The following is a 19642-nucleotide window of genomic DNA, read 5'->3' on the forward strand; positions in this document are numbered from 1 at the left end:
TGTTTTTATCCGCCACATGTATAAATCAACTTTTCTTAATCACCAAATGCATAGAGGCCGGGTCGCTCAACAAACGCTCCATTTCCGATTCAATAATATCCCAGATATCCTGCTTGATCTGCAAATAATTCCGTTCTACAATAGCAGCATTGATCTTCCGGACTTCCGGCAGCGGCATGTAACCATCGATCTCTTTTTTCAGCGCCGCGTGGTCATTGACGATTTCACAATGGAAGGCCTTTAATTCAATTTTGCAATCCGGATTGTCTGCCATCATGCCTACAAACTCGCCGGAACTAAGCAATGAAATCCGCGACGGCGGAACGGCTGCCTCCAGCTGTTTCGATTTGCTGATCGATGTATCGGAGCGGTTAATGGATAGGCTTTCACGATCCTGCATAATCTTGCCAATCCGTTCGGAGATCTGTTTTGCCGTGTCACCAGATACTTGTCCGGCAGCAATATTGCCCACAATATTCATGATCACATCGGCCTGCTCCCGGCCATAATCCTTGCGCAGCTGACTTGCATCCTGAATACCCAAACAGGTAGAAATTAAATTACTCCGCCCCGTGCTGATCGTAGGTATGATATCTGTCGTTAGCGTTGGAAACTCATCAAATACCAGGCTGCATTTCAGCTTGTCCTTCTGATTGATGATCTTCAATAACCTATTCGTAAACAGTGACAGCACTGCTCCATAGATCTGGATCTTCTGGGGATTGTTCCCCATACAAACGATCTTTGGCGCTTTCGGGTTATTGATATCCAGCGTAAAATCATTGCCTGACAGAAGATAGTATAAGGCAGGGGAGGAGATCCTGGCCATCGTGATCTTGGCGGAAGCGATTTGACCCTCCAGTTGCTCCACAGCATCTCGCATATAGGCGCTGACGAAAGGATTGATCAATACATCTATCTCCTTTTGTGTGCGGAGGATGGTAAACAGCTCGTCATATTCCACCTGCATCAGCTCGATGACATGGGGCAATGTGCAAAATTCACCGTTTTTGTATCTCCGGAGGTACCAGATGATCGCTGTCAGGAAGTTGATCGGGCTTTCCACAAAGAAATCACCTTGTTTCTTGATCCACTCCCTGTTCAACCCTAACAAAATAGTACGTGCCGATTCCACTGCATCGGTAATATCCAGCATGGCAGATGGATCAAGCGGGTTACAGCGATGGCTGTGCGAAAGGTCATCAAAGTTGATCGAATAGAATTTGGGTGCAACCTTGTATTTATCCTTATTTTGAAGCCAGGTATTGTACGCAATGACCGAGAGATCAGGCATCTTAAAATCATAAACGAACATGGCAAAGCCTTTCCGGATATGCTGCGTGATGACATGCCGGATAATGAAATAACTTTTGCCGGACCCGTGGATCCGGGCGAACCCAATACGAGTAGCGCCCGGAACATATTAATATAATTGATGTAAGAATTCCGTGTTTTTCCTTTGAGCTTATACCTTGCCGGCAGGTTGACCGAATATTCGTTTTCGATCAGCCGTTCCTCCTGCGGGAAGGTTTCATTTTCGGAATTGAAGATGTCATCCTTCAGCCGGTCTCTGATGATCCGGGACAACATGGTGCCACCGCTCAGGAACAACAGGTAGCCCAGGGCAGTTAGTGCCATATACCCGGTAGCCGTCCAGCTCATTTCTCCTTTTATCAGCAATATGAGGCCGCTGATAAAATAGAAAATAATCCCGGCCAACAGGTAAATGCCCGACGTCTTGAAGTTTTGCTCTTCGTCCTTCTTTCCCTTTACGCCGATCAGCGCAATCACCAGGAATCCTAAAGCGATTAGCTTGGACTTATAAAAATTGCTGAACAGGCCGGTATGCAAAATATTGCTTAATATCCTGTCCGATAGTGGTGCTGCCAAATGCCATCCGGCAAATGCGCCGTAACACTCCTTATAAAAATGTATAGCCAAAACTGCTATACTGATCAGCCTGGTCATATCCAGGATCTTGCGCATGGCCTGATCATTCTCTCCTGTCTGCATCTTATCTCCCTCACGTTAAATTATCATCCCTCACTCGCCGGTATTACGGTTCGATCCGCTGCCGCTTCTTTTTCTTCCGCTTCCGTTTCAGCTCCCAATCCATCCGTTCCGGCTGATCCTCCTGCTGCAACAAGGCATCAGACAGCCCTTTAATATCCGGTGGTGTTTCACCGGCATTAAAAGAACTTGCCGCCTGTTTCCCGGCCTCATAACCCGGTGCTTGTCCTTTCGAACCTGTTCCGCCAAGCCGTTCTTTTTCACCTAACACGGTTTTTATTTTTCTTTCATCGGCCCCCGTGCTTGCACATCTTTCCAAAATCGCTTTAGCACTATAAGCCTTTCCTATTGCACTGCCATTAAATACACAGCGGCTGCGGTGATCTACATAGGTAATTCCATAGAATACGCCTTCGGAGTTTTGCCGGAGCACGGTATCAACCCCCTCTTTTTGTAAAGCCCCGATCAAACCTGTTAAGGACAGCTCACCGCCAAGTAAAGCCAGGTCAATGGTGTTCCTTAATCTTGCTTTGTACTGATCCCTGCCTGTGGCATTGATTACAAACTTCTCCGCCAAATATTTGAGCGTTGGCTTGAAGTGAAAGTCTGAAGCTTTCACCGGAACGCCTACCTTGTTGCCCTGCCCGTCAAGGATGCGGTATACCAGTCCCTGGTGCCGGAAGATCCTGGAATCCTCACTGCCACGGTCGGCCGTAATATTGTACAACTGCAACACCGCGTTTAACTCAGCCAAAGATCCGTATTTGTAATTTTTAAGAACGGTATTTATGACATTCCCCATCGCCCTTTTACTTTCTACCCGGCCGTAAACCACCTTGCGCGGATCGACAGGCTTAAGCCGGTAAGCTTCCCGTTGCCGACTTTCCTCTGCCTTCACTAAACCGAAGTCAATCTCAATTTTCCTGCGTGCTTTTTCCGACTGGTTCCTGCCCAGGTTGTGCAGTTCTATCCGCCTGCCATCCGGCTTAATATTGGTGGTGACCAGGTGGACATGCGGGTGGCCAGCATCGTTGTGCTGGTATAATAAATACGGTTGTCCGGCAAAGCCGATCTTATACATATAGACCGCTGCGATCTCTCTTAAACGGTCTTCCGAAAGCTGTTCAGACGAGTCAAAATTCAGCGAGATATGTACGCTGTTAACTTTGGTTTGCTGGTTTAATTCCGTCAGCTTTTCCAGCCGGGAAAGCTTCTGGCAAAAGTTCAGATCGCAGACATCTTTCGGGTATTCCGCCGCCTCCAGACAGACCGCCAGACCTGCATTTACCTTCTGCTCATTATAGTTTAAGATATTGCGCAGGCTGCTGCTGGAATGGATCACTGCAACCACTGGTCACTGATTAAATTGATCCTGTTTTTGATCTCCTCTATCTTGCCGAAAAGCACATCCTTATCCCGCTCAAAACCTCTTAACCAAAGCTGCATTTGCGGCAGGTGATCCAGCGTGTGCAGGCGGTGCACCGCCTGGTTAAAGTTCACACCGATCGCATTCAATTCTTTACGCAGCAGCACCACCTCCGCCATGAATTCATCTAATGATTTGTTACGCACATAACCTGTAATTGGCTTATTAAATATGAGCCTGCGGATAAATTCGCTTAGCTTTCTGACCGTGGTTTTCTTCCAGCTCACTTCCAATTTAGCATACTCATCAGGCAATAGCCTGAACGGGACAATCCGTGTCCTTGCCTGTCTTTTTCCTTCCATCACTTATCCCTTTCTTTGTATCAATTCATCAAAAAACAACAACTTTCTCCACCGCCCCCGACTTCGGAGAGGAGCGGCCAGATTCCGGTTGTAACACAACCGTACATCTGGCCGATTGCGGCGGAGGCAATCTTTCTTCAGCTATTGGTAATCCGGTAGCTTCTTAACCATTTAAATATAAGCGTCAAATAATTTTATGCTTTAGTTGCTTTTTAGGAGCCACGCCCTTGTTCGTTAACCAGTCATTCAGGTCCTTATGTTTCGGATATAGAGCGCTTTCGTCGCGATAACCTTTTTTCAGCGACAAGGCGTATTTCGTATAAGACATACCTGTAGTGTCCCGGTCCAGCCAAAGGCCAATGTCCTCGTGCTGCTCCATAAACGGGCGTGCTCTTTCAAACAGGCTTGCCCCGTTCAGGATAACAAAATCATAAACTGTTTCCGGCACCTCCTGGTGCAGCGTTTTATAGGTTAGAAAATCAAAAAAGCCCTCGAAAACCTGCACTGTTTTAGCCCCGTTGCTGATCGTGGTAATGTCCTTTGGCGAGCTGCTTTGCTTGTAAATTTTATTGCGGAGTTCGTAGCCACCTGCATCATTCTTAAACCCGATGGCATAAAAGGAATGACCATTTAAATCATAGGTGACCTCCCGGCAAAACGGCTCGGCAACTGCGACCGGAATGTGCCGTTCTTGTAGATAGTTTTTAAGCGTATATGACCAGAGGGGCCGCTCGCCCGTGATCATGATCTTGCTTTCGGTTTCATCCATTTCCCGGTGCTGGATAAGCGGCAGTTGATGCGGCCGTTGAAGGGGAAAGTCAATGCAGAATTTGTCCGGCAATTCCATCGCCGTGCAGCTGAAATATCGCATGCTGAAATCAACCAGATTTCCGCCTGTTCCCAGGCCATGGTCGTACCATTGGTTCTTCTTCCGGTTTACATGAAAACTTGGATCGCCCTCGATGCGGAGCGGTGAGAGATAATAATAATCGATCCCATTCTTACTTGGCTTGTCCGGCTCGTAGCCCAATGATGCCAGGTAATCCACCATATCACGTTCCCTGATTTGGGCCAGGGTAAGCCCTTGTTTGCTGAAGTCCATTACACACAAAATCAAATCCACATTCAGTTATCCAAAAGCGAAATTAGATAGCTGGATTGGCATTCACCTATCCCCGCTAAATTTTGATGAGGATCGGAAAATACCTAAACGTTAATTTTACAGCCGTTTATTAACCTTTAAAATTTAAAAGTATGGCAACGAATGTGATGGCCCAGGTGTACGAAACATTATTGTGCAGTCCTGGCATGAATGAGGCGGTGAAGATCGATGTCAAGATCAACCGGAAAACGGTTTTACTATTAAACAGCGTGATCGAGCGCGGGCTGACGGTCAAAGACAACGAGCAATCTCAAGGGTTGTTGGAACTGATCCCTAAGGAAACGGTGGAAGAGCTGAAACAATTCTCCGGCGAATGCCTGAAAAAAGCAGGACTAACGGAACTCAGCGAAAAAATGAAAAACCTGAATTATAAGTAAAGTCAAAGCATTTCTATTTAACTACCTGTCTGGCGGCAGGTAGTTTTAAGAGATGAAGCTTATCCGGGGGTAAATTATGCTATGTGATCAAAGCCTGCTTTAACAGGGTCAATCCGGGGAAAGTGTTAGGTCATAGAGGGGATCCTCATTATCTGGGTGTATTGTTTTTTTTAGCTGTAAATTCAGCCCGGATCCGGGCTACTTCGGCACAGATGTAAAATAATTTCTCTATATGCTTTTTTGTTTTTTCGGATGGATCTGCTTCCAACCGGTCTGTAATTAAAGTGTTTAGTGCGACCATTACCCTTGCGGCATCGTCAAAGCTTCTGATCAAAATACCTAAGCGAGCAAATTCATTTTGCAGATCGAGGTGAGAAATAAATTGACCTAAATGATGTGCTAAGTCCTGCAGCGTGGTCGCCAGCTCAGCTGCTTTAGATTGTTCCGCAGTATCCAGGTAATTCTGGTCCGCCTGGTTTACAGCCCAAATGAGATCAGTTATTTTCTGTGGTATGTTTTCAAAGGGGTTAAACATAGCGTTGATTCGATCTCCAAAAATAGGGCTATTCTTTTAAATTTAAATTCCAAAAAAGATATCAACTCAGTGGGATTAGCAAGTACCCGACCCTTGGGCGGTGCGGGAAAAATGCTCCCAGCGATAGCGGGTACATTTTTGACTTGCAGGGTGGGCCGCCCAGGGGCGGGTTCTTGCGCGGGGCAGATAAAACGGGTGAACTGTAGTGACGTGCGCGACGCGCGCAAAACGGAAGCGAACCTGTTTTATCTGCAGGCCGGGTAGGAGGTAGATTATAACCAATCATTGACAAAATTGGCTAAATACTTCTGCTGTTAAAATAGGATCAGTTGGATCATTGAAGGCTGCGCCTGAGTATTCGTTTTGACGGCAGCAGAAATGACAGCTTGTTTGAAAATCGCGGTACCAGTACCGATTTTGTTTTAAAACATACGATTTTCCAAGCTCAGGGCGTAATCTCTTCGTTGCAGTTACCGGAACATTTTTCCAATTCGTCTTACCTGCGATAGGTGATATTTTATCAGATTTCAAAGCAATTTGTTTTCGATTATTGCAAATGATTCGAATTGCGCAGTTTGTGTTAGAGGGATATGTTTTTATGATGGTTGAAATCAGCGAGTGATACTGTTATATATCAGGAGTATCTAAAATATCAACTATGGCAATAAGGGACGCAAAAGAAGAAAGAAAGTCCGTGTCGGAACATTCGAGGGGGCTAAGTTTGGCGATTATTCAAAGGGGCTTTAATCCAAGCGATACTTCATTGGATTTATTTTCAACAATTTGTGTAGATAGTGATTTTGATTTTTTTGAAAAGGTGGTATAACTGAATTTTTTCTTGCCTGTGCGTATCTAAGGAGATTTATTTTCTATACACAAGGTCATAAAGGAATAAAGTCTTAGATCACATTATTTTTACTTTTTATTAGATATAATAAATGTCACAATCGTATAAGTTTTAAATAAAAACGCGCGATGGATAATTACTATTTTTTGCAGGAGTTGTTGCTCAGAAGCCCGGTTTACAGCTATAGCCAATACTCACCCGATAAAATTTCATCAATCATACAAGATCAGCTTTTTAAAGCGGCATTATACCTGGCCAGTCCTCAGTTATTTGAAGCAATTTTCGGCAAAGCATTTGATGAGCTGAACGCTGGAGAGAAACTAAGCCTGATGCGGTATTATAATAGGATGAGTTTTCGACCGACTCCATTCGGAAGCTTTTCCTCTTTTTCTCCTGTGAAATGGGGTGAAAATAATATTATCCAATTGGCCGGAAAATTAGATGGAGAACTTCATCTTCATTTTGACCAGAAAGTCGTCCTACGGTTAATTAAAGGTTTAGACGGTTATGATATTTCTGACAATAGGTATACCTGTAACCCTGCACTTTATCAGTCTGGCAAAGACTTCCGCTTTATAAGAACATCCTATTCACCAGATAAAGGCAAGATTTCCTTTGATTTGGAATCCATTGAAAGCAATCCACTTAACGCTGCGCTGTTCAGTTTTTGTAAAACAGTATACAAGAGGGGAGAAGATATTATCGCTTTCATGATTGAAGTAACCGGCTGCGACCGGGAAACGGCCAGGGATTATTTGAATTTTCTCATTGATGCAACCATCTTTTTGCCGGATACGGCGTCCAATATCGTGGGTGAAGATTATTTGACCAGACTTTTACAACATCCGGGTTTCCCGGCCTCTGTTTTTAAGCAAAAATTGATCAATCTGTACAATCAACTGTCACTTAGTAAAAATTCGGATGTCGGGAATTTAATCCAAATTTCTGCCAAAATAAACGAGTTATTATCTAACCTGGGCCAACGCGCAGAGAAGCAGGTTTTTTATGCCGGGCTGGAAAGAAAAGTTGTATCGGGAGAAATTGACAATCGCCATCAAACTCACATTCTCGACGGTCTTAAAGCACTGAATATTTTGGCTCAACCAGCACAGGCATCGATGCTTCAACAATTTATTAGTGATTTTAAAAACAGGTATGATAAGCAAAAAGTGTTACTTGTGCAGGCCATCGATCCGGAACTTGGTATTGGATACGGTCCGCTTATTTTCCCGGGTGCTGAGCCGGATCTTATGCGGGATATCAATTTTACTACACAGCAAAGGCGTAAAGTATTAATAGAATGGTCTTCAACCCATAGGTTACTGTTGAAGAAATGGAATGAAAACGTTGCCAATAAAGATCCAATCATGTTATCCGAAAGTGATTTGTCGGGTCTTCAGGCTGAAGAATCTTTACAATCGCCACCGACCCTTCCCGTGGTGTTCAGGGTATTGGAAAATGGGATTTATATCGAAACAGCCGGCGGAGCTTCTGCCACAGCCTTAATCGGACGTTTTACCCTTTTTAGTAAACAAATCCATGACCTAAGCCTGGAACTTGCCCGAAAGGAAAAAGAAGCGAGTCCATGTGTTGTTTTTGCAGACATCGGGCAGCTTTCAGATACCCACGCCGACAACATTAACAGAAGACAACACATCTACGATTATGAAATATTAATCAATGCAATCTCTACCTTACCTCTTGAGAATCAAATTCCCTTGACTGATTTGTGGATTTCGGTAGCCGGCGACGAACTTGTTTTGGAATCCAGGAGACTGAAAAAGGTTGTCGTTCCGCGACTGACATCGGCCTACAATTACGTTCGGAACAACCTGGCACCCTTTCGTTTTCTTTGTGATCTGCAATACCAGGGCCTGCAAAGTAACTATTCCTTTGATTTGGAAACCTATTTTCCGGGCATGGCTTTTTATCCACGGGTGGTGTATAAACAAACCATACTTTCAGCGGCAGTTTGGCATCTGACACCTGAAGATCTGAAGTCGGTCAAAGGCACCAGTGACAAAGGAACCGTAGCGAAATTTTATATGCTAATGGAAAAATTAAAGTTGCCGGCGGTCGTCGCATTAAGCAAATTCGATCAGCAACTTGTTTTCAACCTTAACCGGGAAGATGACGTTGCTTTTTTACTGGATTGCCTAAACGGCATGGACAAAGCCGTTTTGCAGGAGTTTTTTATGCCAGCTGTGTCAACTGTTACCAGTGAAGGGATGCCGTTGATCAGCCAATTCATAGGCTTCCTGTACAAAAAGGAAACCGCTTATAACGGGACGATAACGCCTGATCTTCCTGACAAAAGCAAAATTAAACAAGAGTATATCTTAGGCAGTACATGGCTTTATTTGAAACTCTACTGTGCACCGGCGATTGCCAATGACATACTTATTAAAAGGTTGCTGCCTGTGTTAAAGCAATTTGACAAGAGCGATTTATTGACCTGGTTTTTTGTACGCTACCGCGATTCCGGGTACCACCTCCGCCTGCGGTTGAAGGTAAAAGAGCATGCAATTAGTCCCGTTTTGGTCAATTTGAAGAAGCGTCTTGAGGAAACAGTGCATTATCATCTAATCCGGGAATATCAGGCAGACACCTATCGCAGGGAAATGGAACGATATAGCGCAGAGATTATGGAACTGGTTGAGGATTTTTTCCAGGGCAGCAGCAATCTGGTACTTTATTATATTCAGGCGGCAGGCAATAAAACTTTTTCCTATTCCTATCACAGTCTTGCCTTTGTTTCAATAGCAGACCTGCTTAATATTTTTATGCCGGAAATAAACCAGCAAATCATTTTCCTGGAGCAAATGGTTAACACATTCTACTCGGAATTTTCTTCGGACAAATTATTAAAAATTGACCTGGATCAAAAATTCAGGGAATTAAAGGGAGAAATCAAGGGGTTGCTGAGCAATGATAAATATTATAAATCATTGAAAATGACAGTCTGGGCAGATCAATATGCGCTTAAGATTGCGCTGCTGTTTAAGGCGACAGTATCTTTCAGTTCGAAGCGGAGCACTCAATTACTGGCCGACCTGGTACACATGCATTTGAACCGTTTGTTTGTAGACCGGCAGCGTAACCAGGAACTGATCGTCTACTACTGCCTGTACAAACATCAATTAGCCGTAAGGGCTATCAGCAAAAGGAAGTATTAATACCTCCTTCTGGATTTTAGCAGTAACTCATTCATTTTTTCCAGGAATGCATCTTTGTAATAACGACCCAGGTTCAGGCTCAAATCATTTTCCAGCGTCACTCTCGTCTGTTCTACAGACTTTATACGCTTGTTGTTAATAATGAATGATTGGTGTATCCGCGAAAACTCTTCTTCAGGCAGGTATTGTCCGATTTCGTTAATGGTCAGATAGGGCATAATTTCGCCCCATATCAAATGAATTTTGATGTAATTCTGCGCACCCTCTACAAATAGAATGTCCGCCATATTTACTTTAATCATTTTGCCTTTGATTTCAGACTTCACGAAAAAGAAGTCCCGCTCTTGCTGCTGCTGGGCTTTCGCATTTATACCGATGCGCTGGATGCGCTGTATGCATTTCCGGAACCGCACATAGCTGATCGGCTTCAGCAGGAAATCGAAGGCTTCTTTATCAAAAGCTTCAAGTGCAAATTCCTGAAAAGAGGTGGTAAACACGATCGTGGTATGCAAAGTGACCAGTCCTGCGAAGTCCATGCCCGATAGCTCTGGCATTTCAACATCGAGAAAGGTAATATCCGGAGGATTTGCCCCTGTCACTTCATTCAACGCCGTTAGGGGATTGGTTGAAAATCCCTGTAATTCCAATCCGTCAGTTTTTTCAATATACTCGATCAGCATTTCAACAGCGTGAAATTCATCATCTACAACATAACATCTTAAATTCATAGGTGTATCCTCAATTCCAATTCATAGCTATCCTCTTCATCATTAATTATTAGCTTATATTGATTCTGGTAGGCATAATCCAAACGCTTAATTACATTTTTTATCCCAATTGACCTTCTGCGTTTATGCCCGGTCTCATGTCTTTTCAGATTCCAACTGTGAAATGTCAGTTCATACTGGTTATTGACGGAAATATGCAATTTGGCCTGCTCCGTTTTCTTTTTAAGATAACCATGCTTGAAAATGTTTTCGGTCAGCGTTAATAAAATGAGCGGGATCACCTCGATCCTTTCAAAATCCCCTTCGGACTGAAAATCGATATGCAAATCATAGTCAAACCGAAGCTGGTTGAGTTCAATGAAATTCCGGATTTGGTCAATCTCTTTATCTAATGATATTTTGCCGTTAACATTTACTTCTTCCAGGGAAAAGCGCATAATGTCGGCCAATAAGAGTACACATTGCGATGCATCCTGGGAATGCTTATAATAAGTATTATGGATAAAAGTCAAGGTATTGAAAAGTAGGTGAGGATTTATTTGTACCTGGAGATAGGCGTTCATCGCTTCTGCCAGGTTCCTTTCTACCTCTGCTTTCTGCTTTAAAGTTGTTAGTTGCGCCGTTTCCGTTTCGTGGGCCTTTCTGGATACGAAAATCGTTCTCATGATGGACCAGTATAAGGTACTGAATCCAATGAAATAAATTCCCCTGAATATATTCAGGACCAAAAAGCGATTGATATAAATTAGCTGGCTTGTAAATGCATGATGTTTCGCGGCCAGGAAATAGTCAAGAATATATTTTATAATCAGGTATACAACCATCTCCACCAGCATCAAGCCCGGTATCAGTACATATTTTTTGGATGAAGCGATCGTGTGTTCCAATACCAGATGGGCATTAGCATAAAACAGTAAAATGTTTAGCGAGTAATAAAAGATATAGTCGAAGAATGGAAAGTTAGTTCCGGTGCTCAACCAGACAAATAAGGTTTCATAGGCAATAAAAATACACCACCCAAAGATGTGCTTCAGGATCACACGCAAATCTAAATTCGACAAAACCACCATATAGAATTGTAATGTCAATGTCATGAGCGGTAGTCTTTCTACCACAAACTGTCGTGCGTGTAACAAAGTTGCCACGCTTTCTTTTCTACTCCTAATTTGAGCGAAAAGTTACCTGTATGAAAAATTTAAAGGCAAAAAATTTCAAAAAAGAGACAAATAGGTTGTATAGCTATAACGGTCCGTCGGGTGTAAACAGCTCAGAGACCACAGCAGGAGAAACTGATCCTACCAATACGACCATAACCGTCCTGACCACAGTTAGCGGGCAAACGTATTTGCCTAACCGCAGGAGTACGCTCCGGTCATAAGCATTTGGGTGTTGAGCTATTAATGAGTTAAATGGGTTTGTTATGTTAAAGGATGAGCTGATGTTACTGTCGCAATTGGCTGTTACGTTTTGGTCGGATATCCAGAGCAACGATGACCGATCCGCTGATTACCAGTCCGAGCATGAATACCGGATTGCGGAAGATTGTAAAAGGATTAAGAAGGCATGGACTGATTTGTTATTCAGTCAGGCGAAAGATCAAGTCATCAGGCGTTTTACCAGGCATCAACAACAAGTTGTTTTGGAGCTGGCCGATCTGCTTTATCTTCAGATTGACCAATCCAGGAAAGCAGCTGTTCAGCAAACACCGCCGTCTCTTAAATTACTGGTTTTCCTGCTTGATTGTCTTCTGGATCTGAGGAACTTTCAAATCCAATACTTCCATAGTTACATTAATGAGGGTGGCAAGCTTCCAGATGCAGTTATTCCCGCAGTTCGAAAGGAATTGGCCGACAAGGCAGAGCAGCTGAGTGCGAATTTATTAACCGTTGAATTGGATGGAAATTTACGGACCTGCCTGCTCGATTACCTGGCGACGATGATATCGACGGAATTATCTGCGCCAATCACCTATCAGGCGGCGGAGTACTTTTTTACTTTTGAAGAAACGATTTCCGTCGCCATTGACTATATCGACAGCCGCGATCTGACGCACAGCGTAACCGAGGTATTGTTTTACATGAATTTCAACCATGGTGGTTTCTGTCAGTGGTATCAGGAATTCATTGTTTCCAGAAAATCAACACTACGGCCTCAGGATCAGCTACCCATGTTAAACAAGCAATTGCTGTATTTGAAGTCTATGCAGGTCGTACTGAATAGGGGCTGCGATTGCAAAGCACAGCCAGTTAACATCCAACTGGCGAAATGGCTGAACGAATTGATCAGGCACGAAACCTTTCCACCTGAGATTTCGGATGGTGAATTGCGAAAAAGACTTGAATTAAAATTGACAGTAGCGCAGCTGGCACTGTTCGTCAGGCTGATGTATGAGGAAGGCTGTTTCGCCATAAAGAATATTGCAGCGATCATGAAATTCTTTTCCCGCCATTTCATTGCTAAAAAACAGGAAAGAATATCATGCACAAGTATAAACCGGTTATATTATACCGCTGACCAGTTCACCGCTTATGCGGTCAGGGAAATACTTTTGAAAATGGTCGCCAGGATCAATAAAATGTTTTTTCCGAATTAAATTAGCAGGTGCGTAAAAAGTAAAATCATCGGTATGGTTAAAGCAACACATGAGGATAAAACGAGGGTAATAGAATTACTGACAGCATCCTTTCAAGAAAATCAAAGTGTTAATTACATCGTTTGCAAGGATATTCATAAGATGAAGCGCATTCGTGCATTGATGGATTATTCCTTTGAAATGTGTTTTCAATTTGGGGAAGTGTGGTTAGCTGACGATGATCAGGCAGCTGCTTTGATCCTTTTTCCGCAGCAAAAACGTACGACAATCCTTTCGATTTGGCTGGACCTGAAATTAATTGTTCAGGCCATTGGATTAAGCGGAATGGTAAAAGCTCTCAACCGGGAGATCAAAATCAAAGGGAAGCAGCCAAAGGAGCCGATGACTTACCTCTGGTTTATCGGTGTGGATACAGCTTCCCAGCATCGGGGGATTGGCAGTAAATTGCTGGATGAAATTATTAGGTCATCCAATGGCAGACAACTTCCGGTCTATCTGGAAACATCAACCCTGGAAAACCTGCCCTGGTATGAGCGTTTCAAATTTAAGGCATACGATCAGCTTGATCTTGGTTACCCATTGTACTTTTTAAAACGTGAGCCGGATAAATCATAAGATATGCTGGTCTTTGGTACACAAATTCACTTCGTTACATTTATTTTTATTTTGCTCGAAGCGGGAATGTTCCTGTTGCAGCTTTTCTATTATTTGTTTCGTCCGCAGGACAAGAACCGGCTGTGGTACCTGATTTTACTGGCCTTGCTGCTGTTTTACAATATAACCGGTGGCCTTTTTCCAGATCCCAAGATCGACATTCCAATCGCTACTCAAATGATGGTCGCCTATGGCAGTGGCTTTTTTATGGCATCTTATTTTCCTTTTTACTTTTATAAAGCATTCGACCTAGCGACTCTTCGCTGGCATGCATATTTCGGTGTTCCGCTGTTTCTCATACTTCCCTATCTGATATTTTTCGTGGTCATATATGCTATCAACGGTGATTTGGATGCTGATATCAAATTTGGCATGATTCTTCCGTTCGTGTACGCCATGGTGCTTCTTTGGGTGATGTACCAGGCGATCAGGAAAAAGCATCAGAAAGAAAGGAATATCCATCAGTACACGGCGGAAATTGCCATGTACGTGGCTATTACACCGTGGGCGTCGCTTGCCTTTTTTGGACTGGTGGAAAGCAGCCAGCTTGTAGAAGTGCTTTGCACAAACACCGGCATCATCGGGATTACTTTTTTGTTCATCTGGCGGTCGGTTAAGCTGGCGCGCGTAGAATACTTACGTTTGCTGGAGCTCGGGAATCATGATGGTGGAATCGAAGTGTTCGAGGAGATGTGCAAGTCTTACCGGCTCACCAATCGTGAAATTGAAATTGTATTATTAATCCGGCAGGGGTTGACTTATAAGCAGATATCAGAGAAGTTGTTCATCGCCGGGAAAACGGTAGACAATCATATGCAGAATATTTATGAAAAGTCGCGGGTCAGCAATAAAGTAGCCCTACTCCACAAACTTTTCAATAGAGTTTAAATTCAGTTGGATTTTCGGATAGGGAATTTTACCTATTCTTTAAAAATAGGGTAAAATCCTCATTTTCAGTAAAGACCGGTATTTACATCTTTGCCTTCCGTTTGATCGGAAAAGAGATGTAGACAGGTATGGCAAATCAAGCCAGCCTTTAATTCATTTATGGTTTCAATGAAGGAAAGATATGAGAAAGAGATCTGCGTTCGCCGAACATTATCCCTTTGCATGGCTGGATGATGTAACCGAATTAACACTTAACCCCATTAAAGGTGGTGCCGACCAGTTGGATGCGGATGAACTGAACCGTCTGCAAAATCAGTTTGAGATGGAAGTGCACCGGGTAATTAGCAACTTGAGGGCCCATACCTTTTGGCTTTTTTCAACCAAGAAAAAGAAGGCTGTTTTGCAACAGTATACGGAGGCCATACAGCTGCTGAAGCGGCAGGCATCATTTAATCAGGATCATTATCCCGATAACAGTATTTTAAAGACGGCTGGAAACGCCATCATCAGCTACCTGAATGAACTATCCCATACGATAGAAAAAAGATACAAAGCTTATTTTCCGGAAATGATGGCACCTCCCAAACAACAGGTAACACCAACTTTAGCAATGTTTAAAGTAATCTGTAAATTAAGTGTCGACCAGTTGGGAATAATTTTAAAAGCAGCAGATGATACAAAACTGATTGTCGCCCGTTCCCTGAGCACGGTATTTAAAAGCATAGTTCCGTTTTTGTCGACCGTACATAAAAGAGAGCTGTCATGGGACAGTATGCGCAGCAATTCTTATCACCCGGAAGAAAGTGATAAGGAGACTGCTATCGCAGCTCTTGAAAAGCTGATTCAAAAAATACGTGAGTACTAACCTTTCCAAATGATTTCGAAATGCATACATAGCACTACTAAATGCTCATGTTAATTTCTGGAGGGAATGGAGAATTTCGCATAACCGGCCGTTTTTGAATGTCAATATTCTTGTTATTTACCTGCTCACCAGGTGCTCACCTTTCCAATTATAAAAAAAGAAAGTGAGGAGCGCATCAGGAGATTAGAAGCAGCTCTTTCGGAAACAAAGTTGCAAAAATCGAACAACGAAGTATTGATAATATGCTTTTAAAAGCAAAGAGGCACCATTAGTTTGGGTATCGCGGAGCTGCGGGAACTGCCTCATTCAAGTCGAAAGTAGTGTCACAATTATTTGAAATAGTCCAGATATTCTTTAAATACATATAGTTTTCCTCTTTGGCCGCCGGTCACCTCTACGAGTATACCTAAGCGCTCAAAATCGGCTAATAATTTATAACCACTTGCAGGTGACTGGCCGGTTACTTCCGCTATTTTTTGCGCATGAATAACGGGTTTTTGGTAAAGATAATGCATGATCTTTTGAGCATTCCCTGCGCGACTGCCTAATGATTGAATTTTGCTGTCGATCTGTTTTTGTAACTGCAGGATGCCATCAAAAGTTTGGATGCTGTTCTTGGCTGTTTCTATTACGCCCACCAGAAAAAACTTAAGCCATTGGTTAAGGTTTCCTTTTTCTCTAACCATCATTAAATTATCATAATAATGTCCGCGGTTTCTTTCTAAAAAGTCAGATAGGTATAAGATCGGTTTTTTTAATATGTTCTTACTTACCAGATAAAGCGTGATCATTAATCTTCCGACACGGCCGTTACCATCTAAAAAAGGGTGGATGGTTTCAAACTGATAATGCAACAAAGCGATTTTTAGCAGCTCCGGGAATTTGTTGAGTTCATCATTTGCGAATTTTTCAATATCCGACATTAATTCCGGAATGGAGGTGTGTACGGGCGGAATGAACGTAGCGTCGTTGATGGAGGCGCCGCCTATCCAGTTTTGGCTTGTTCGGAAGCTTCCCGGCTGTTTATGCTCGCCCCTGACTCCCTGTAATAATATTTTATGGGTTTCTCGGATCAGGCGAGACGAGAAAGGAAGGGCATCCAATAAGGAGATCGCCTTATTCATCGCTTGAATATAATTCTGAACTTCCTCCCAGTCATCCCGTTTCTCCTGTGACACTTCTTCTCGATCCAGGAAAGCTTCTTCCACATTCGTATTCGTGCCTTCGATCTTACTGGACTGGGTGGCTTCTTTAGCAATGTGCATACTGATGAAGAGTTCAATGTTGGGTATGTATTCTGAATACATATCGAGCCGCCCCAATTGTCTGTCGGCTTGGCTCAATAAATTAATGACTTCCATATCCTCCAGTTGCCACTCCCGGTTAATGAGGTTCGGCTGGAAGCTTTTGTAGTAACCCTGTTTAATATATTTACCCGGATCGAATGTTTTCATAATTCTAATAACTAAAACAAAGATAGCGCTTATTTTAGATTTTTAATAAAAATTAAAATAGTGGCGGTTGTTAATATAAAATAATATAAAAAACTATAATAGTGCGATTGGTTATTTTAATTCAACCATCTTTCGTAAAACTAATACTTGTCATCCGGTTGATGACGCAATGGGAAATGCGAAGGCACTTTCAACAATGAAACATGAACTTGCGGCAATGGGAAATGTTCAGGTGGGGGTCCCATGGAATTATTTATACAACATAAACTTATTAATTTTCACCATTGCCTGCTTGCAGAAGTACCTTAGCTTAGCAATTCGAAACCTGACTTTATCATGATTGCTAAAAAAAAAACTTATAGACAAAAGACATGTAAACTTTGATTGCTGGGAGCGCCAACTGGGAGCGCATTTGTCCATACAGTATGAGCCCGGATCTGTAGTAAAGGAAGAAGCTGAACGGACTTTTTTCCAGGCCAATGACTTGCTTATCCGCATAGCCAGCAATTTCTTTGCTTATGGCCAGTTTAAAGATGAATGGGATACGTCCCTTTGCTCAACACTGTATTCAGCCAGTATTTGCTTTTACGCTCGAAAAAGAAGGATCTTTCCTTTCATTGGGGAGTGACCCACAATAATTTCTACTTGGAATCTTATATCATCCATTCGGAAAATCTGCGCTATATGACCGATGATTTTTGAGCGGCTTTGAGAGAACTTAAAATGTTAGGAGCGTTTGAATTTACCGGGGGCGATCGCCTGAAGCCAAAGGAACGGCCATTTTTGGAAATAAAACCAGCACCGCTTTTCAATTGATCCGTCATTTTATGCTGTTTCAAATGGAGGAAATGAACACATCTACGCCTGACAGAAACAATCTTAACTTAGGGGAGCTAATAATCAAATGGCCCATGGATAATAAATGGCCGGACTTTCTGGAGCGCGCTTGCAAAGCCTCTAAATTACTGTACAATCTGAATTATCAGCTTTGGAAGATCAGCAATCTTGCCGGCAAAAAGATGCAAACGGCTCCAGACAGGCTATAATTACAAATTTATCTCCGGTTGATCAGACGCGGTATACTGCCCCAGCCGAATGATTGGCCATACTACAGTATCAGCCAATTCCAGCGTATAGCTTTTTGGTGCCAGGTAGCTATGGGCGATATTGTTGCGAAGGTCCAATCCATTTTTTGTATAAATGTGTCGGATTAGTTGTTTGTCTTTTTCATCAAAACGGTCTTGCGGTAGTTTATCAAGCAATTCGGGCAATAGTTTTCCCCGGGATTCTCCGCCTGGACTATCGATCACAGTTGTTGCAACCCCACAGTGTTGTAAGAAACTACGGATCAGCATTTCATATTTAAGGACCAGCGTATCTATACAAATGATAAAGTCAGCGCCTTCAATACGCAAATATCGCGCTGCCTGATCCAAATAATAAATGAGTGCCGGTCTGATCGTCGCATATAAATTACATTCATCAATGCCTTCGGGTTTTGATGAATGTCAAAGTTAACGAGTGTCATCTGCTGCGCGTGTGGATCGTATGGCCCTTGCTCGTTATCGTCGCCGTCCCAAGGTAACAATTCGAGGTCTGTTGCTAAACTAACCAGCAAATCGTCGACCGGCATCATGCTTCAAGGCTAAAGTTGGATACCAATATTTTTAGTTGTAATTAAAGCATTACACAAAACGATTTAATTTTTAAGCCACTTTTTTATTCCCGGACCTTTTTTCGGGAATAACTCATTCCAATATGGGTGATTCCAACCAATATTGATTTTCAGCGGCAAAGAGAACGTACCAGAATAACGTGAGACTTTTTCAGGCTCAATACAGTTTTTTAGAAAATAATGAAATTTAAATATCTGATTAGTAAGTGGATACAAGGATACAAAAAGGATACTGCAATAAGTTGGACTTGTATCGCAACGGCTTGTCCAGTTCCTTTGTATCAGCAAACAGGCTCGGGCTATCGAGTTGAAAGTGAGCAAAGAATTAGTGAAAACGCAAACCAACAAAGAAAAAGAATCATGTTAAATCACCTGTCATGGACCAGTTACTTCGAGGCGGCAATACTGCTGCTGGTCATTTATTATGTCTACATAGGTATTCGTTTCTATGCAGAAGATATTAAAAAACTGTTTAGTCATCCATTTAAGCAGGATGGGGGAGAAAGCGTAAAGGAGACGTTTTCCCATCGGGATCGAAATGCGCCGGTCGACGGCTTACCAGAGGAGGTAAGCTATGGCGAAGAAATTTATCCGGACAATGATATAAAGGAAGCCGATGAGCTGATCAAGTGGGTGAAAAAGTGCGTTGCCCCCGCTTCAAACAAGCCTTACGCACCGGATGTCCTCATACTGCAACTCAAAGAAATTTTCAGGGCTCATATAACCTTGAAATCCTCACCGTACCGGCCTGCGATCAATGAGCAGGTCGTGACCGAATGCGAACGAACAGGCGTTGCCGGGCTAACCGAAGACGAGGTGGATCAGTGGTGGAGCGATTAGCCGGCAGCGCCCTTTCCGGCCCCATCCCGGCGATAAGCCGGGAGCGGGTTCGCCGGAACTAAAAGACAGGTGACAATTTATTACCGCTCGCGCTGCCCGACCCATTAGAC

At 43.0% G+C, this 19642-nt stretch carries 20 protein-coding genes and 1 pseudogene; 10 read left to right on the forward strand and 11 right to left on the reverse strand.

What is annotated here, in order from left to right:
- Window positions 1-25: 25 nt before the first annotated feature.
- The 4 genes and pseudogenes from mobC to AC1D0K_RS07495 all read right to left on the reverse strand — a co-directional run bounded on the left by mobC (window position 26) and on the right by AC1D0K_RS07495 (window position 4840).
- Window positions 26-2013: pseudogene (gene mobC, locus AC1D0K_RS07480) on the reverse strand (conjugal transfer protein MobC).
- Between the two features lie 43 nt (window positions 2014-2056).
- Complete coding sequence (locus AC1D0K_RS07485) at window positions 2057-3361, reverse strand: relaxase/mobilization nuclease domain-containing protein (RefSeq protein ID WP_477390313.1); 1305 nt, start codon at window positions 3359-3361, stop codon at window positions 2057-2059.
- On the reverse strand, window positions 3349-3738 hold the full coding sequence (locus tag AC1D0K_RS07490) for a plasmid mobilization protein (protein WP_477390311.1): 390 nt from the start codon (window positions 3736-3738) through the stop codon (window positions 3349-3351). Before AC1D0K_RS07490 ends, AC1D0K_RS07485 begins: the two co-directional genes overlap by 13 nt.
- A gap of 184 nt (window positions 3739-3922) precedes the next feature.
- Window positions 3923-4840, reverse strand: a complete 918-nt coding sequence (locus AC1D0K_RS07495) for a toprim domain-containing protein (protein ID WP_477390309.1) — start codon at window positions 4838-4840, stop codon at window positions 3923-3925.
- Window positions 4841-4992: 152 nt separating this feature from the next.
- Between AC1D0K_RS07495 and AC1D0K_RS07500 the strand changes: the two genes are divergently transcribed.
- Window positions 4993-5277, forward strand: coding sequence for a hypothetical protein (locus tag AC1D0K_RS07500; RefSeq protein ID WP_477390307.1), 285 nt, complete (start codon window positions 4993-4995; stop codon window positions 5275-5277).
- 148 nt (window positions 5278-5425) lie between these two features.
- Here AC1D0K_RS07500 and AC1D0K_RS07505 read toward each other — a convergent pair whose 3' ends face one another.
- Window positions 5426-5812 (reverse strand): hypothetical protein, encoded by a 387-nt coding sequence (locus AC1D0K_RS07505; protein ID WP_477390305.1) that lies wholly within the window; start codon window positions 5810-5812, stop codon window positions 5426-5428.
- A gap of 282 nt (window positions 5813-6094) precedes the next feature.
- Window positions 6095-6343 carry a hypothetical protein gene (locus AC1D0K_RS07510; protein ID WP_477390303.1) on the reverse strand — a complete coding sequence of 83 codons (249 nt, stop codon included), beginning with the start codon at window positions 6341-6343 and terminating at the stop codon, window positions 6095-6097.
- Window positions 6344-6787: 444 nt separating this feature from the next.
- Between AC1D0K_RS07510 and AC1D0K_RS07515 the strand changes: the two genes are divergently transcribed.
- Window positions 6788-9835 (forward strand): lantibiotic dehydratase, encoded by a 3048-nt coding sequence (locus tag AC1D0K_RS07515; protein WP_477463034.1) that lies wholly within the window; start codon window positions 6788-6790, stop codon window positions 9833-9835.
- On the opposite strand, the gene AC1D0K_RS07520 is transcribed toward AC1D0K_RS07515, so the two are convergent.
- Both AC1D0K_RS07520 and AC1D0K_RS07525 read right to left on the reverse strand, forming a co-directional pair.
- Complete coding sequence (locus tag AC1D0K_RS07520) at window positions 9832-10563, reverse strand: LytR/AlgR family response regulator transcription factor (RefSeq protein WP_477390299.1); 732 nt, start codon at window positions 10561-10563, stop codon at window positions 9832-9834. The two genes, AC1D0K_RS07515 and AC1D0K_RS07520, sit on opposite strands and share 4 nt — an antisense overlap.
- Window positions 10560-11657 carry a sensor histidine kinase gene (locus AC1D0K_RS07525; RefSeq protein ID WP_477390297.1) on the reverse strand — a complete coding sequence of 366 codons (1098 nt, stop codon included), beginning with the start codon at window positions 11655-11657 and terminating at the stop codon, window positions 10560-10562. Before AC1D0K_RS07525 ends, AC1D0K_RS07520 begins: the two co-directional genes overlap by 4 nt.
- 92 nt (window positions 11658-11749) lie before the next feature.
- On the opposite strand from AC1D0K_RS07525, the gene AC1D0K_RS07530 reads away from it, so the two are divergent.
- The 5 genes from AC1D0K_RS07530 to AC1D0K_RS07550 all read left to right on the forward strand — a co-directional run bounded on the left by AC1D0K_RS07530 (window position 11750) and on the right by AC1D0K_RS07550 (window position 15563).
- Entirely contained in the window at window positions 11750-11941 is a 192-nt protein-coding gene (locus tag AC1D0K_RS07530) for a hypothetical protein (protein ID WP_477390295.1), read from the forward strand.
- Between the two features lie 42 nt (window positions 11942-11983).
- The gene (locus AC1D0K_RS07535; protein ID WP_477390293.1) at window positions 11984-13156 is read left to right on the forward strand and encodes a hypothetical protein; all 1173 of its coding nucleotides are present in this window, start codon (window positions 11984-11986) and stop codon (window positions 13154-13156) included.
- Between the two features lie 33 nt (window positions 13157-13189).
- Window positions 13190-13771: a GNAT family N-acetyltransferase gene (locus AC1D0K_RS07540; RefSeq protein WP_477390291.1), complete on the forward strand. Its 582-nt coding sequence runs from the start codon at window positions 13190-13192 to the stop codon at window positions 13769-13771.
- Window positions 13772-13774: 3 nt separating this feature from the next.
- Window positions 13775-14698, forward strand: a complete 924-nt coding sequence (locus AC1D0K_RS07545) for a response regulator transcription factor (RefSeq protein WP_477390289.1) — start codon at window positions 13775-13777, stop codon at window positions 14696-14698.
- A 181-nt stretch (window positions 14699-14879) separates the two neighbouring features.
- Window positions 14880-15563 carry a hypothetical protein gene (locus AC1D0K_RS07550; protein ID WP_477441836.1) on the forward strand — a complete coding sequence of 228 codons (684 nt, stop codon included), beginning with the start codon at window positions 14880-14882 and terminating at the stop codon, window positions 15561-15563.
- A gap of 329 nt (window positions 15564-15892) precedes the next feature.
- On the opposite strand, the gene AC1D0K_RS07555 is transcribed toward AC1D0K_RS07550, so the two are convergent.
- Window positions 15893-17017 carry a Fic family protein gene (locus AC1D0K_RS07555; protein WP_477390285.1) on the reverse strand — a complete coding sequence of 375 codons (1125 nt, stop codon included), beginning with the start codon at window positions 17015-17017 and terminating at the stop codon, window positions 15893-15895.
- Window positions 17018-17357: 340 nt separating this feature from the next.
- Between AC1D0K_RS07555 and AC1D0K_RS07560 the strand changes: the two genes are divergently transcribed.
- Window positions 17358-17645, forward strand: coding sequence for a hypothetical protein (locus AC1D0K_RS07560; protein ID WP_477390283.1), 288 nt, complete (start codon window positions 17358-17360; stop codon window positions 17643-17645).
- Window positions 17646-17865: 220 nt separating this feature from the next.
- The gene (locus AC1D0K_RS07565; RefSeq protein WP_477441838.1) at window positions 17866-18063 is read left to right on the forward strand and encodes a hypothetical protein; all 198 of its coding nucleotides are present in this window, start codon (window positions 17866-17868) and stop codon (window positions 18061-18063) included.
- Here the strand turns inward: AC1D0K_RS07565 and AC1D0K_RS07570 are convergent, their stop codons facing one another.
- Window positions 18064-18372: a DUF4209 domain-containing protein gene (locus tag AC1D0K_RS07570; RefSeq protein WP_477390279.1), complete on the reverse strand. Its 309-nt coding sequence runs from the start codon at window positions 18370-18372 to the stop codon at window positions 18064-18066.
- 23 nt (window positions 18373-18395) lie between these two features.
- Window positions 18396-18653, reverse strand: coding sequence for a hypothetical protein (locus AC1D0K_RS07575; protein ID WP_477390277.1), 258 nt, complete (start codon window positions 18651-18653; stop codon window positions 18396-18398).
- Between the two features lie 219 nt (window positions 18654-18872).
- Between AC1D0K_RS07575 and AC1D0K_RS07580 the strand changes: the two genes are divergently transcribed.
- Complete coding sequence (locus AC1D0K_RS07580) at window positions 18873-19532, forward strand: hypothetical protein (RefSeq protein WP_477390275.1); 660 nt, start codon at window positions 18873-18875, stop codon at window positions 19530-19532.
- The last annotated feature ends 110 nt before the right edge of the window (window positions 19533-19642 follow it).

The organism is Mucilaginibacter sp. P1_A3 (assembly GCF_056406855.1).

Excerpts from the sequence above, each read along its gene's own strand:
- AC1D0K_RS07490 (WP_477390311.1), bottom strand. The coding sequence starts at position 3,738 with ATGGAAGGAAAAAGACAGGCAAGGACACGGATTGTCCCGTTCAGGCTA.
- AC1D0K_RS07495 (WP_477390309.1), bottom strand. The coding sequence starts at position 4,840 with ATGGACTTCAGCAAACAAGGGCTTACCCTGGCCCAAATCAGGGAACGT.
- AC1D0K_RS07500 (WP_477390307.1), top strand. The coding sequence starts at position 4,993 with ATGGCAACGAATGTGATGGCCCAGGTGTACGAAACATTATTGTGCAGT.
- AC1D0K_RS07505 (WP_477390305.1), bottom strand. The coding sequence starts at position 5,812 with ATGTTTAACCCCTTTGAAAACATACCACAGAAAATAACTGATCTCATT.
- AC1D0K_RS07515 (WP_477463034.1), top strand. The coding sequence starts at position 6,788 with ATGGATAATTACTATTTTTTGCAGGAGTTGTTGCTCAGAAGCCCGGTT.
- AC1D0K_RS07520 (WP_477390299.1), bottom strand. The coding sequence starts at position 10,563 with ATGAATTTAAGATGTTATGTTGTAGATGATGAATTTCACGCTGTTGAA.
- AC1D0K_RS07525 (WP_477390297.1), bottom strand. The coding sequence starts at position 11,657 with ATGACATTGACATTACAATTCTATATGGTGGTTTTGTCGAATTTAGAT.
- AC1D0K_RS07530 (WP_477390295.1), top strand. The coding sequence starts at position 11,750 with ATGAAAAATTTAAAGGCAAAAAATTTCAAAAAAGAGACAAATAGGTTG.
- AC1D0K_RS07535 (WP_477390293.1), top strand. The coding sequence starts at position 11,984 with ATGTTAAAGGATGAGCTGATGTTACTGTCGCAATTGGCTGTTACGTTT.
- AC1D0K_RS07540 (WP_477390291.1), top strand. The coding sequence starts at position 13,190 with ATGGTTAAAGCAACACATGAGGATAAAACGAGGGTAATAGAATTACTG.
- AC1D0K_RS07545 (WP_477390289.1), top strand. The coding sequence starts at position 13,775 with ATGCTGGTCTTTGGTACACAAATTCACTTCGTTACATTTATTTTTATT.
- AC1D0K_RS07550 (WP_477441836.1), top strand. The coding sequence starts at position 14,880 with ATGAGAAAGAGATCTGCGTTCGCCGAACATTATCCCTTTGCATGGCTG.
- AC1D0K_RS07555 (WP_477390285.1), bottom strand. The coding sequence starts at position 17,017 with ATGAAAACATTCGATCCGGGTAAATATATTAAACAGGGTTACTACAAA.
- AC1D0K_RS07565 (WP_477441838.1), top strand. The coding sequence starts at position 17,866 with ATGAACACATCTACGCCTGACAGAAACAATCTTAACTTAGGGGAGCTA.
- AC1D0K_RS07570 (WP_477390279.1), bottom strand. The coding sequence starts at position 18,372 with ATGCTGATCCGTAGTTTCTTACAACACTGTGGGGTTGCAACAACTGTG.
- AC1D0K_RS07575 (WP_477390277.1), bottom strand. The coding sequence starts at position 18,653 with ATGATGCCGGTCGACGATTTGCTGGTTAGTTTAGCAACAGACCTCGAA.
- AC1D0K_RS07580 (WP_477390275.1), top strand. The coding sequence starts at position 18,873 with ATGAAATTTAAATATCTGATTAGTAAGTGGATACAAGGATACAAAAAG.